At 62.9% G+C, this 13,167-nt stretch carries 12 protein-coding genes; 8 read left to right on the top strand and 4 right to left on the bottom strand.

Going from position 1 to position 13,167, the window contains the following annotated elements:
* Positions 1 to 208: 208 nt before the first annotated feature.
* From acnA to MFF62_RS18265, 4 genes are all read right to left on the bottom strand, one after another.
* Positions 209 to 2,914, bottom strand: a complete 2,706-nt coding sequence (gene acnA / locus MFF62_RS18280) for an aconitate hydratase AcnA (RefSeq protein WP_238264539.1) — start codon at positions 2,912 to 2,914, stop codon at positions 209 to 211.
* A gap of 202 nt (positions 2,915 to 3,116) precedes the next feature.
* The gene (locus tag MFF62_RS18275; protein ID WP_238264538.1) at positions 3,117 to 3,659 is read right to left on the bottom strand and encodes a hypothetical protein; all 543 of its coding nucleotides are present in this window, start codon (positions 3,657 to 3,659) and stop codon (positions 3,117 to 3,119) included.
* A gap of 238 nt (positions 3,660 to 3,897) precedes the next feature.
* Complete coding sequence (locus MFF62_RS18270) at positions 3,898 to 4,878, bottom strand: HpcH/HpaI aldolase/citrate lyase family protein (protein ID WP_238264537.1); 981 nt, start codon at positions 4,876 to 4,878, stop codon at positions 3,898 to 3,900.
* A gap of 128 nt (positions 4,879 to 5,006) precedes the next feature.
* On the bottom strand, positions 5,007 to 5,990 hold the full coding sequence (locus tag MFF62_RS18265) for a malate dehydrogenase (RefSeq protein ID WP_238264536.1): 984 nt from the start codon (positions 5,988 to 5,990) through the stop codon (positions 5,007 to 5,009).
* A gap of 416 nt (positions 5,991 to 6,406) precedes the next feature.
* Here MFF62_RS18265 and MFF62_RS18260 point away from each other — a divergent pair, with 416 nt between their 5' ends.
* The 8 genes from MFF62_RS18260 to gltA all read left to right on the top strand — a co-directional run bounded on the left by MFF62_RS18260 (position 6,407) and on the right by gltA (position 12,687).
* Entirely contained in the window at positions 6,407 to 7,237 is an 831-nt protein-coding gene (locus tag MFF62_RS18260) for a GntR family transcriptional regulator (protein ID WP_238264535.1), read from the top strand.
* A 6-nt stretch (positions 7,238 to 7,243) separates the two neighbouring features.
* Positions 7,244 to 7,558 carry a hypothetical protein gene (locus MFF62_RS18255; RefSeq protein ID WP_238264534.1) on the top strand — a complete coding sequence of 105 codons (315 nt, stop codon included), beginning with the start codon at positions 7,244 to 7,246 and terminating at the stop codon, positions 7,556 to 7,558.
* A 51-nt stretch (positions 7,559 to 7,609) separates the two neighbouring features.
* The gene (gene sdhC / locus MFF62_RS18250; protein WP_238264533.1) at positions 7,610 to 8,020 is read left to right on the top strand and encodes a succinate dehydrogenase, cytochrome b556 subunit; all 411 of its coding nucleotides are present in this window, start codon (positions 7,610 to 7,612) and stop codon (positions 8,018 to 8,020) included.
* Positions 8,021 to 8,030: 10 nt separating this feature from the next.
* Positions 8,031 to 8,396, top strand: coding sequence for a succinate dehydrogenase, hydrophobic membrane anchor protein (gene sdhD, locus MFF62_RS18245; protein ID WP_238264532.1), 366 nt, complete (start codon positions 8,031 to 8,033; stop codon positions 8,394 to 8,396).
* 3 nt (positions 8,397 to 8,399) lie between these two features.
* A complete protein-coding gene (sdhA, locus tag MFF62_RS18240; RefSeq protein WP_238264531.1) occupies positions 8,400 to 10,178 on the top strand; it encodes a succinate dehydrogenase flavoprotein subunit in 1,779 nt (592 codons plus the stop codon).
* 30 nt (positions 10,179 to 10,208) lie between these two features.
* Positions 10,209 to 10,910: a succinate dehydrogenase iron-sulfur subunit gene (locus MFF62_RS18235; protein WP_039008575.1), complete on the top strand. Its 702-nt coding sequence runs from the start codon at positions 10,209 to 10,211 to the stop codon at positions 10,908 to 10,910.
* A gap of 151 nt (positions 10,911 to 11,061) precedes the next feature.
* The gene (locus MFF62_RS18230) at positions 11,062 to 11,343 is read left to right on the top strand and encodes an FAD assembly factor SdhE (RefSeq protein WP_404990782.1); all 282 of its coding nucleotides are present in this window, start codon (positions 11,062 to 11,064) and stop codon (positions 11,341 to 11,343) included.
* 42 nt (positions 11,344 to 11,385) lie between these two features.
* Positions 11,386 to 12,687: a citrate synthase gene (gene gltA / locus MFF62_RS18225; protein WP_238264530.1), complete on the top strand. Its 1,302-nt coding sequence runs from the start codon at positions 11,386 to 11,388 to the stop codon at positions 12,685 to 12,687.
* Positions 12,688 to 13,167 lie beyond the last annotated feature (480 nt).

The following is a 13,167-nucleotide window of genomic DNA, read 5'->3' as shown; positions in this document are numbered from 1 at the left end:
TCTCCAGTCTGTAGGTATAGGCAACGCTCAGGATGCGTGCTGACCAGTCTGGCAGCGGAGTCTTGCGCGGAACTTACGGGGCTGGGTGGGGATTACCCCGAACCGGGCGCCGGAATGAAAAGGGGAGAGGGGGTGGCGTTCGACACGCCTCCGGTCCTCTCCCCAGGCCCCCTCCCCGAGCGGGAGAGGGCAGCACTACGAGCGATTCTTACGCCACCAGCAGTTGACGCAGCACAAACGGCAGGATGCCGCCGTGGTTGTAGTAGTCCACCTCGATCGGCGTATCGATGCGCAGCAGCACCGGCACGCGTTGCGTGTCGCCATTGCTGCGGTGGATGACCAGCACCACGTCCTGCTGCGGCTTCAGGTCGCCTTCGATGCCTTCCACGTCGAAGGTCTCGTTGCCGATGATGCCCAGCGACTGCACGCTGTCGCTGCCCTTGAACTGCAGCGGCAGCACGCCCATGCCTACCAGGTTGGAACGGTGGATCCGCTCGAAGCTGCGTGCGATCACGGCCTTCACGCCCAGCAGCTGCGTGCCCTTGGCCGCCCAGTCGCGCGACGATCCGGTGCCGTACTCTTCGCCGCCGAACACCATGGTCGGCGTGCCTTCGGCGATGTACTTCATGGCGGCGTCGTAGATCGACATCTCGTCGCCGGTCGGCTGGTGCAGCGTGATGCCGCCTTCCACGCGCGAACCGTCCGCCTTCGGCGGAATCATCAGGTTCTTGATGCGCACGTTGGCAAACGTGCCGCGCATCATCACCTCATGGTTGCCGCGACGCGAACCGTAGCTGTTGAAGTCGGCCTTGAGCACGCCGTGCGACAGCAGGTACTTGCCTGCCGGCGACGTGTCCTTGATCGAACCGGCCGGCGAGATGTGGTCGGTCGTCACGGAATCGCCAAAAACGCCCAGCGCGCGGGCGCCACGGACGGTCACGGCCTCGTTGCTCGGCTCCAGCGTGAAGTCCTCGAAGAACGGCGGCTCGGCGATGTAGGTCGACTTGGGCCAGTCGTACACCTGGCCCTTGGTGCCCTTGATGTTCGCCCAGAGCTTGCTCGGCTTCTTCACCTGCTCGTAGTTGCCCTTGAACGTCTTGGCGTCCAGCGCGAACTTCAGCAGGGCCTGGATTTCTTCCGACGTCGGCCAGATGTCGCCCAGCCAGATGTCGCGTCCGCCCTTGCCCTTGCCCACCGGCTCGGTCATCAGGTCGCGCGTCACGTTGCCGGCGATGGCGTAGGCCACCACCAGCGGCGGCGAAGCCAGGAAGTTGGCGCGGATGTTCGGGTGGATGCGCGCCTCGAAGTTGCGGTTGCCCGACAGCACGGCGGCCGCCACGATGTCGTTGTCGACGATCGCTTCGTTGAGTGCCGGCGTCAGGTCGCCCGCGTTGCCGATACAGGTGGTGCAGCCGTAGGCCGTCACGCCGAAGCCCAGCTTTTCCAGGTAGGGCAGCAGGCCGGTGGCGGTCAGGTACTCGGTCACCACGCGGCTGCCCGGGGCCAGCGACGTCTTGATGTGCGGCGCCACGTTCAGGCCGGCTTCCACGGCCTTCTTGGCCAGCAGGCCGGCGGCCAGCAGCACGCTCGGGTTCGACGTGTTCGTGCACGACGTGATGGCTGCAATCAGCACATCGCCGCTCTTCACCTTCACGCCGTCGGCGTTGACGAATTCGCGGTTCAGGTCGGCGGCATCCTTGTTGAAGCCGTTCTCGGCCACGGGCTTCGAGAACAGCGACGCGAACGTGCTCTTGACGTTGCCGATCTCGATGCGGTCCTGCGGACGCTTGGGGCCCGCCAGCGACGGTGCCACGGTGCCCAGGTCCAGCGTCAGCGTCTTGGTGTAGTCGATGTCGCCAGCACCCGGCACGCCAAACATTTCCTGCGCGCGGAAGTAGCCCTCGAACGCGGCGATTTCCTCGTCGGTGCGGCCCGTGCCACGGAAGTAGTCGATGGTCTTCTCGTCCACCGGGAAGAAGCCCATGGTGGCGCCGTACTCGGGCGCCATGTTGCCGATGGTGGCGCGGTCCGGCGTGGTCAGGCTGGCGGTGCCTTCGCCGAAGAACTCGACGAACTTGCCCACCACCTTCTCGCGGCGCAGCATTTCAGTGATCGTCAGCACCAGGTCGGTAGCGGTCACGCCTTCGCGCAGGCGGCCCTTCAGTTCCACGCCCACCACGTCAGGGGTCAGGAAGTACACGGGCTGGCCCAGCATGCCGGCTTCAGCCTCGATGCCGCCCACGCCCCAGCCCACCACGCCGATGCCGTTGATCATCGTGGTGTGCGAATCGGTGCCGACCAGCGTGTCCGGATAGTAGACGCCGCCCTTGTTATGGACGCCGCGGGCCAGGTATTCCAGGTTCACCTGGTGCACGATGCCGAAGCCCGGTTGCACCACGCCGAACGTGTCGAACGCCTGCATGCCCCACTTCATGAACTGGTAGCGCTCGTTGTTGCGCTGGAATTCCAGTTGCATGTTCAGGTCCAGCGCCTTCTTCTCGCGGAAGTGGTCGATCTGCACGGAGTGGTCGACCACCAGGTCCACCGGCACCAGCGGCTCGATCTTCTTGGGGTTCTTGCCCATCTTCTCGGCCACGTTGCGCATGGCGGCCAGGTCGGCCAGCAGCGGAACGCCCGTGAAGTCCTGCAGCACCACGCGCGCCACCACGAACGGAATTTCGTCCACGCGGTCGGCGGTGGGCTTCCAGTTGGCGAGTTGGCGGACGTGTTCCTCGGTGACCTTCTTGCCGTCGCAATTGCGCAGCACGGATTCGAGGACGAGGCGGATGGAAATGGGCAGGCGCTCGATCTTCACGCCCAGCGCGCGGCCCAGTTGAGGCAGCGAGTAGTACTGGCCGGAGCCGCCCGTGGCGAGTTTGAATTCCTGGAGGGTTTTATTGAGATTGTGGGGCATTGCCTGACTCCAATCGAGGGATGACGCGGGACTCTGCTTCTGGATACTTGTTCTTCAGACCCCGGTGCGCGGAAGGGTTCCGCCGCCATGCTTGCGGCGCGGCCGGCAGTAGCCCGGACGCGCACCGTTACAACGATTCGGTACAGCCGATGCCCGCGCGGCCAGGACAAACACGCCGCGCGGATATGAGGCAGGTGAGACTTTACTGCTTCGGCGCCGCTTGTGCAGCAGGCTGGGCGTCAGCGGCGGGTTGGGCCGGTGCCATCAGCAGCGGCGTGGCCACCGGTGCGCGCAGGGCGCCGGCTTGCGTCGGGGCCGAACCGCCGGCCTGCATGTCGGCGCTCTGGCATTCATCGGCCAGGCGCTGGCCCAGGTTCTTGTTGAACAGCATGGCCTTGCTCGGGATCACAACCAGGTCCAGACCCGAGGCCTGGTCGAAGTAGCGGTCGGCGCCGGTGACGGTGCTCTGGCGCGGCAGGCGGTAGTTGCGGCCGTCCCAATGCACGGTAATCACTTCGTCGCGCAGCATGTTGCCGCTGATCCAGATGGCGTGGCCCAGTTCGCACTGCCACTTCTCACCAGCCGGCACGACGGCGGGGGCGGCGGCGGCAGCCTTGGTGCTCGTCTTCTTGGCGGGCGCCTTCTTGGTGGCTGCCGGCTTCTTGGCGGGCTCCTGGGCCAGCGCGGCGCCAGCGGAGGTCAGGGTCAGGGCGCCAATGCAGGCAGCCAGCACGAGTTGTTTCATGTGGGTTCCTTCCGGATTGCTTGGGTAGTCAAGGGGGCTCGTTGTGGTGAACAGTCCGGCGGCGCTTCAAGGTGTATCACGTAGCGCCTCGGCAACTTTCCGCCGCTATTCTCTACGATTTGTCTGACAGGGCGAAGCCCGTCAGACATTGGTTACACAATCGCGCGCGGATGGTTTGCCATCGGGCACTTGACGGCAAGAAAGAGCAGTTTTCGCGTGTGATCGCATGAAATTGGCTTCACTCGAAGAACAAATCGACAACGGGCGGCGGCAGCCGGGTGCCCGTGGCGTGGGCACGTTGCAACAGTGACCAGTAGTAGCGATAGCTGGCGCGGTCGTGCAACTGGCCGTCATGGCGAATCGGCGCCCAGTTGTTTTCGTGGGCTGCCAGCAGGATCTGGCTGGCAGCGCCGATCTCGCCGTCGCTAGGCCGGAACGCCGCCACGATCGGCTCGATCTGTCCCGGGTGGATGCTCCATTTGCGCAGGTAGCCAAATTCCGCGCGGGCCCGCAGCGCATCGGCGCCAGCGCGCTCGGGTTGCTGGACGTCGGTGCTGACGTTGTGCGACGGGACCTTGCCGTGACGATGGCAGGCCGCGGAAATCTCCAGCATCGCGCGGCGGATCAGCGGGTGCTCGAACTGTCCCGGCGAGCGCATGGCATCGCCCGGAATGGCGCCGTGGTGAGCCGAGACAAAGTCCATCAGCCCGAAGCTCAAGCATTCCACCTGCACCAGCGACGCAATCTCGAACACCTGTTCCAGTGCTGAATGTGTCTCTATAAGCACATGAATTGGGATGTGCCGGGCAATGCCGGCCGCGCGCGCGACTTGATTGACATGGTCGGTGACGCGGGCCACCTCGACCACGTCGGTGACCTTGGGCACCACGACGTAGGCCAGCCGGGCGCCGGCGGCGGACACGAGTACGTCCACATCTTCGCGCCAGCTCGGGTGGGCCGGATCATGGATGCGCACGCCCACGCGGTTGTGGGCGTTGTCGGCGCTGTTGATCAACTGGGCGCAGAGCAGGGCGTGCTCGCGCTCCAGGCCAACGGCGGCGCCGTCCTCGCAGTCGAACGTAATGTCGAACACGGGGCCAAGCGCTTGCTGCAGGGCAAGCGACTTGCGCATGAGCTTTTCGCTGCCCGCATAGTGATCGCAGACCGGCAACTGGACCGGAATGGCTTCGCCCTGGAACAAGACCTCGGATGGATGCACGTTGATATACGTCTGGAACGGGGGGTTATTGTGAAGACAAAACTGTCGCCCAATGCAAAACCGGGGTCCGCGCCGATTTTTCGATCGATGCGGACCCCGGTTTCATGAGCGGGAAGCTCTAAAAAAGATCAGCCCAGCAGGTGTTGCACGCCGGCACGCTCTTCTTCCAGTTCCTTGAGCGTGATGTTGATCTTTTCCTGGCTGTAGGCGTCGATTTCCAGGCCTTGCACGATTTCGTACTTGCCGTTGGCCGTGGTCACCGGGTAGCCGAACATGACGTCCTTCGGAATGCCGTATTCGCCGTTCGACGGGATGCCCATCGTGACGACCTTGCCGTTCGAACCCAGCACCCAGTCGTGCACGTGGTCGATGGCGGCGTTGGCAGCCGAAGCAGCCGACGACAGGCCACGTGCCTCGATGATGGCGGCGCCGCGCTTGCCAACGGTCGGCAGGAACACGTCGTTGTTCCACACCGGATCGTTGATCATGTCCTTGACGCTCTTGCCGTCGACGGTGGCGTAGCGGTAGTCGGCGTACATCGTCGGGCTGTGGTTGCCCCACACGAACATCTTCTCGATCGATGCCACCGGCTTGCCGGTCTTGGCGGCGATTTGCGACAGGGCACGGTTGTGGTCCAGGCGCAGCATGGCGGTGAAGTTCTCGCGCTTCAGGCTCGGCGCGCTCTTCATGGCGATGTAGGCGTTGGTGTTGGCCGGGTTGCCCACCACCAGCACCTTCACGTCGCGGCTGGCCACTTCGTCCAGGGCCTTGCCCTGCACCGTGAAGATCTGGGCGTTGGCTTCGAGCAGGTCCTTGCGCTCCATGCCCTTGCTACGCGGACGGGCACCCACCAGCAGGGCGACGTCGGCGTCCTTGAAGGCAACCTTGGGGTCGTCGGTGATGACCACGCCAGCCAGCAGCGGGAACGCGCAGTCTTCCAGTTCCATCACCACGCCCTTGACGGCGGCCTGGGCTTGCGGGAGGTCGAGCAGTTGGAGGATGACCGGCTGGTCTTTGCCGAGCATGTCGCCGTTGGCGATGCGGAACAGCAGGGAATAGCCGATCTGGCCAGCGGCGCCGGTGACTGCGACGCGCATTGGGGCTTTAGCCATGAGTAAGTCTCCAAACGAAAAGAGGGGGTAACCGGTCGGTGGAGCTGGCCGTCCAGGGGCTGGAACGGGCCGGCGCATCACCGGGTGCTGGTTCGCGTATCGCCACGGGGCAGGCGGGCATCCGCCGGGAGCCCGCGCACTTGCGTCTGGCCGGCGACAAGGAGCGCGCGGGCCGTGGGCAGGCGTCGTGGACGACAAGGCGTAAGTCTACTACTGCTGCGTGGTGCGTCGCATCCGGAAGGTTTCAAAAAAGGAGGGCAGGGTAGCCCGGGAGAGACCTGGCGGGGGCGGCGGCGCGGACCTGCGCGAGTGTAGGGTGAGCCCTCATTGATGTCAATTCATATGTCTTATATAAGACATAAGACATTTCATAGCGCGCTGGACGCGATTCTCGCTTTTGTGGTTGAATCCGGCCTATGTCATCCCTGCCTACGTCCCCGTCCGCGTCTGCCCCCAATGGCACGCCGGAGCCTGGTGCGCCCCAGAACGGCGCCGGGACGCAGCCGTCCGCGAATCCCGCCGCCGCGCCGTCGCCCACTTTCAGTCCGCTCTACCAGCAGATCAAGGCCCTCATCATGCAGAGCCTGCAGACCGGCGAGTGGAAACCGGGCGACATGATCCCGAGCGAGATGGACCTGGCTGCGCGCTACAAGGTCAGCCAGGGCACGGTCCGCAAGGCCATCGACGAGCTTGCCGCCGACAACCTGGTGGCCCGCCGGCAGGGCAAGGGCACGTTCGTGACAACCCATCACGAGGATGTGGTCAAGTTCCGCTTCCTCCGCCTGGTACCCGACGAGGGTGAACCCCATTACGGCGCCAGCCGCGTGCTCGAATGCAAGCGGCTGCGGGCGCCGGCCGAAATTGCCAGGCTGCTCGATATCCGTACCGGCGACAGTGTCGTGCAGATCCGCCGGGTACTGACGTTTTCCAATGAAGCCACGGTGCTGGACGAGATCTGGCTGCTGGGCGCCAACTTCAAGGGCCTGACGGCCGAGAAGCTTACCGAGTGGAAGGGCCCGATGTATGCGCTCTTCGAGGCCGAGTTCGGTACGCGGATGATTCGCGCCACGGAAAAGATTCGGGCCGTGGCTGCCGATAATACGGCTGCCGAGTTGTTGTCGGTGGCGCCCGGGTCGCCGTTGCTGTCGGTGGAACGTGTGTCGTTCACCTATGGCGACCGTCCCGTGGAAGTCCGGCGCGCGTTGTATGTCACGACGCGGCACTACTATCAGAATGATCTGAGCTGACGTGCCATGACCATGGAAAGTCTGTCCAGTACGCTGACTATTGTCTTGCGTAAATGGGACGTGCGCCGACCATTGTCATTCGTGAATGCAATGGCTGGATATTTCGGCGTGGAGTTGGTGCACGCGTTGTCGCGTGCGATTGTCGGGCATGCCGGGTTGGTGCGCGATAGTCGAAAATTATTGGTGCGCCGCGCAACAAAGGCGCTAAAATCACGCCGATTTGCTCCCCTGCATCCATTTGCATCCAGTGGACCCACACATTTGATGCAGTTCGGTGCATTCACGGTAACCGCTGTGAAGCGCCAATGCAATCGGGGGTAATGGCAGTGTCGTTCTTTTGCAGTTTTCTTTTCACCGCAAATGGGGTCTCGCATGGCTGAAGCCGCCAACAAAGCCAGGCCGGAGTTCCGGAACATCGGTATCGCGCAAATCTCGCGCTACCGGTTGCCCTGGGCCGGCAAGGTATCCATCCTGCATCGCGTAAGCGGTGCCATGATGTTCATCCTCCTTCCTTTCGTTCTGTACCTGTTCGAACAGAGCGTTACCTCCGAACTGAGCTTCGCGAAGTTTTCGGCCCTACTGTCCAACGGTTTTGTCAAGCTGGTGATCCTGGCCCTGATCTGGGGCTATCTGCATCACTTCTGCGCTGGCATCCGCTTCCTGCTGCTGGACGTTCACGTCGGCGTCTCGAAGCCCGCCTCGGCCACGTCGGCCAAGGCCGTGCTGGTCGTCAGCCTGCTGCTCACCCTGGCTTTCGGGCTGAAGCTTTTCGGCCTGTTCTGAGGAGAGTCACGTGGCAAATAACAATATTGGTCCCAAGCGTCTTGTCGTCGGTGCGCACTACGGTCTGAAGGACTGGCTTGCGCAACGCGTTACCGCAGTCGTCATGGTGGTGTTCACCGTGGTGCTCGCCGTGGTGTATCTCGCCTTCGGCAATCCTTCGTACGAAGGCTGGTCGGGTCTCTTCGCCAACCAATGGATGAAGCTCCTGACGTTCCTGACTATCCTGTCGCTGCTGTTTCACGCCTGGATCGGCATTCGCGACATCTGGATGGACTACGTAAAGCCGATGGCCGTGCGCCTCGTGCTGCAAGTTCTTACGATTCTGTGGCTCGTCGGTTGTGCGGGCTACGCTGCTCAGATTCTCTGGAGGGTGTAATAAATGGTCGCAGTCAAGACTGGATTGCCGCGTCGTAAATTTGACGTGGTCATCGTCGGGGCGGGCGGCGCTGGGATGCGCGCATCCCTCCAGCTCGCGGAAGCCGGCCTGAGCGTGGCCGTGCTGTCGAAGGTGTTCCCGACCCGCTCGCACACCGTGGCGGCGCAGGGCGGTATCGGTGCCTCGCTCGGCAATATGAGCGAGGACAACTGGCACTACCACTTCTACGACACCATCAAGGGCTCTGATTGGCTGGGTGACCAGGACGCCATCGAGTTCATGTGCCGTGAAGCCCCCAACGTCGTGTACGAGCTCGAACACTTCGGCATGCCGTTCGACCGTAACGCCGATGGCACGATCTACCAGCGCCCGTTCGGCGGCCACACGGCCAACTACGGTGAAAAGCCCGTGCAGCGTGCCTGCGCCGCGGCTGACCGTACCGGCCACGCGCTGCTGCACACGCTGTACCAGCGCAACGTGCGCGCCAAGACCCACTTCTTCGTGGAGTGGATGGCACTGGACCTGATTCGTGACGAAGAAGGCGACGTGCTGGGCGTGACCGCGCTGGAAATGGAAACCGGCGAAGTCTATATCCTCGAAGCCAAGACCACGCTGTTCGCGACCGGCGGTGCCGGCCGGATCTACGCGGCTTCCACCAACGCCTTCATCAACACCGGTGACGGCCTGGGCATGGCAGCGCGCGCTGGCGTGCCGCTGGAAGACATGGAATTCTGGCAGTTCCACCCGACCGGCGTGGCCGGCGCGGGCGTGCTGATCACGGAAGGCGTGCGTGGCGAAGGCGGCATCCTGCGTAACAAGGATGGCGAGCGCTTCATGGAGCGTTATGCCCCGACGCTGAAGGATCTGGCGCCGCGTGACTTCGTGTCGCGCTCGATGGACCAGGAAATCAAGGAAGGCCGTGGTTGCGGCCCGAACGGCGACTACGTGCTGCTCGACCTGACTCACGTCGGTGCCGAGACCATCATGAAGCGTCTGCCGTCGATCCGCGAAATCGGCATGAAGTTCGCCAACGTCGACGCGATCAAGGAACCGATCCCCGTCGTGCCGACCATCCACTACCAGATGGGTGGCATTCCGACGAACTTCCACGGTCAGGTCGTGGTGCCGAAGAACGGCAACCCGAACGAAGTCGTGAACGGTTTCTACGCAATCGGCGAATGCTCGTGCGTGTCGGTGCACGGCGCCAACCGCCTGGGCACGAACTCGCTGCTGGATCTGGTGGTGTTCGGCCGTGCGGCCGGCAACCACATCGTCGCCAACGCCAGCAAGCAGAAGGAACACAAGCCGCTGCCGGCCGACGCCGCTGACCGCGCCATGGCCCGTCTGGCCAAGCTGCAGGCAACGAGCTCGGGCGAGTACACGCAGGACGTGGCCAACGACATCCGCCGCAACATGCAGTCGCATGCCGGCGTGTTCCGTACGCAGAAGCTGATGGACGAAGGTGTCGAGCGCATCCTGGAAGTGGCCGAGCGTGCCGACAACATCCACCTGAAGGACAAGTCCAAGGTCTTCAACACCGCACTGGTGGAAGCCCTGGAAGTGGCCAACCTGGTCGAAGTGGCCAAGGCAACGATGATTTCGGCTGCAGCTCGCAAGGAATCGCGCGGTGCCCACGCACACAGCGATTTCCCGAACCGCGACGACGACAACTGGCTCAAGCACTCGCTGTTCTACAGCGAAGGCAACCGCCTGGACTACAAGCCGGTGAAGATGCAACCGCTGACGGTGGAATCGGTTCCGCCGAAGGCCCGTACGTTCTAAGCGGCGCCAGAAAAAACAGGACCCACAGAAATGAAGCGTATTTTTGAAGTCTACCGCTACGATCCGGACAAGGACGCAGCCCCCCGCATGCAGACGTACGAGGTTGAGCTCGACGGTCACGAGCGCATGCTGCTGGACGCACTGGTCAAGCTGAAGAAGCTGGACGAGACGATCTCGTTCCGCCGTTCGTGCCGCGAAGGCGTGTGCGGTTCGGACGCGATGAACATCAACGGCAAGAACGGCTTGGCCTGCCTGACGAACATGCGCGAGCTGCCGGACCGCATCGTGCTGCGTCCGCTGCCCGGCCTGCCGGTGGTGCGCGACCTGATCGTCGACATGACGAACTTCTTCAAGCAGTACAACTCGATCAAGCCGTTCCTGATCAACGATGAGCCGCCGCCCGAGAAGGAGCGTCTGCAGTCGCCGCAGGAACGTGACGAGCTGGACGGCCTGTACGAGTGCATTCTGTGCGCAAGCTGCTCCACGTCGTGCCCGTCGTTCTGGTGGAATCCGGACAAGTTCGTCGGCCCCGCCGGCCTGCTGCAAGCCTACCGCTTCATCGCGGACAGCCGCGACCAGGCTACGAACGAGCGTCTGGACAACCTGAACGACCCGTACCGCCTGTTCCGCTGCCACAGCATCATGAACTGCGTCGACGTGTGCCCGAAGGGCCTCAATCCGACGAAGGCGATTGGCAAGATCAAGGAACTGATGGTTCGCCGCGCTGTTTAATTGGCCGGTATAAACTGCCTTCTGCGTGGCGCGTCACACGCTGCGCAGACAGGCAGTCTGCAGAGCTTGTAGTTGTTGTAGTTGATGTAAGCGGCGCGTCAGCCCGATGCGATATCAAGTCGGGCTGGGCGCCGGTCAAAGAAGGCTGACCATGAGTCTTTCCACCACTTTCTCCCATCAGGCCGACCCGCACAAGCGTGCCCGTCTTCGCTGGCGCGCCCGCCGCGGCCTCCTGGAGAACGACATCATCGTCGAACGTTTCTTCAACCGTTACGAGGAGAGCCTGTCCGATGAGGACGTGGCATCGCTGAGCGAGCTGTTCGAGCTTAGCGACAACGAGTTGATGGACCTGCTGCTTGTACGCAAGGAGCTGGACGGTGAGCTCGACACGCCCCCGATGCAACGGGTACTCAGCCTGCTGCGTTCGGTCTGAGTTTGGTCAACACTATTATTCACAGTATTTGAAGGAACCGACATGACGCCGTCCGATGTGAAAGCCACGCTATCGTTTTCCGATGGTTCCCCCAGCGTTGAGCTGCCGATCTACCAGGGCACCGTTGGCCCGGATGTGATCGACATTCGCAAGCTGTACGGTCAAACCGGCAAGTTCACCTATGACCCGGGGTTCATGTCGACCGCTTCGTGCAACTCGAAGATCACCTACATCGACGGTGACAAGGGCGAGCTGCTGTATCGCGGCTTCCCGATCGAACAACTCGCGCAAAAGTGCGATCACCTCGAGACCTGCTACCTGCTGCTGAAGGGCGAACTGCCCAACGCCAAGCAGAAGGAAGAGTTTGTGAACTCGGTGATGAACCACACGATGGTTCACGAGCAACTGCAATTCTTCCTGCGCGGTTTCCGCCGCGACGCCCACCCGATGGCCGTGCTGACGGGCCTGGTTGGTGCGATGAGCGCGTTCTACCACGACGCAATGGACATCGACGATCCGCACCAGCGCGAGATCTCGGCCATTCGCCTGATCGCCAAGATGCCGACCCTGGTCGCCATGGCGTACAAGTACAACATCGGCCAGCCGTATGTGTACCCGCAGAACGACCTGTCGTACTCGGGCAACTTCATGCGCATGATGTTCGGCACGCCGTGCGCACCGTACACCGTGAACCCGGTGCTGGAACGCGCACTGGACCGCATCTTCATCCTGCACGCCGACCACGAGCAGAACGCGTCGACGTCGACGGTTCGCCTGGCCGGTTCGTCGGGCACGAACCCGTTCGCAGCCATCGCCGCCGGCGTGGCCTGCCTGTGGGGTCCGGCCCACGGCGGCGCGAACGAAGCCGCGCTGAAGATGCTGGAAGAAATCGGCAGCGTCGACAACATCAACGAGTTCATCAAGCAGGTCAAGGACAAGAACTCGGGCGTGCGCCTGATGGGCTTTGGCCACCGCGTGTACAAGAACTACGATCCGCGCGCCAAGCTGATGCGCGAGACCTGCCATGAAGTGCTGAACGAACTGGGCCTGCACAACGACCCGCTGTTCAAGCTGGCCATGGAACTGGAAAAGATCGCGCTGGAAGACGAGTACTTCGTGAGCCGCAAGCTGTACCCGAACGTGGACTTCTACTCGGGTATCGTGCAGCGCGCACTGGGCATCCCGACCTCGCTGTTCACCTGCATCTTCGCCCTGGCACGTACGCCGGGCTGGATCTCGCAGTGGGAAGAGATGATCACCGATCCGGAATACAAGATCGGCCGCCCGCGCCAGCTGTTCAACGGCAACGCCGCCCGCGACGTGCCGGACATGGCCAAGCGCTAAGCCGCCATACGCATCACCTTGCAGTGAAGAACGCCCCGGCATGCCGGGGCGTTTTTATTGGGTGACCGCAGGTCGGGGGCGGGAGCAACCCCTGGGGCAGGGTCGGCCATGCACAACTGTTGTGAAACCGCATTTCGGTGATGCTTCCTGCCGTTGGAAGGTTGCAACTGGTGGCATAAGTTGTCGGGTTTTCCTCAATGGGGATCAAGTTCGCTTCATCAGGGTGCAACTTTCCCCCTATAATGCGGGCTGCTTTGCCGACCGGCAGCCGGGCCACCCTTCCGGCCAGCCGTGTTGGAGAAGCGGGGCAGGCGAAGCGCTTGCGCAATAGAGAACGCATCAACGTTGTCTTTCCGAACTAAGGTGGCCGTGGCATCTTTCGATGTGCGGACGCCGACACATGCCGGGCCCCGCATTCGCTTCACTGTCTTCATCGCAGGCCCGTCTTCCGCATTGGGCCGTACCGTTCGCCACGTCAGG

The organism is Cupriavidus pauculus (assembly GCF_022179805.1).
GTDB classification, from domain to species: domain Bacteria; phylum Pseudomonadota; class Gammaproteobacteria; order Burkholderiales; family Burkholderiaceae; genus Cupriavidus; species Cupriavidus pauculus_E.
This window is presented reverse-complemented; position numbering and strand designations above follow the sequence as displayed.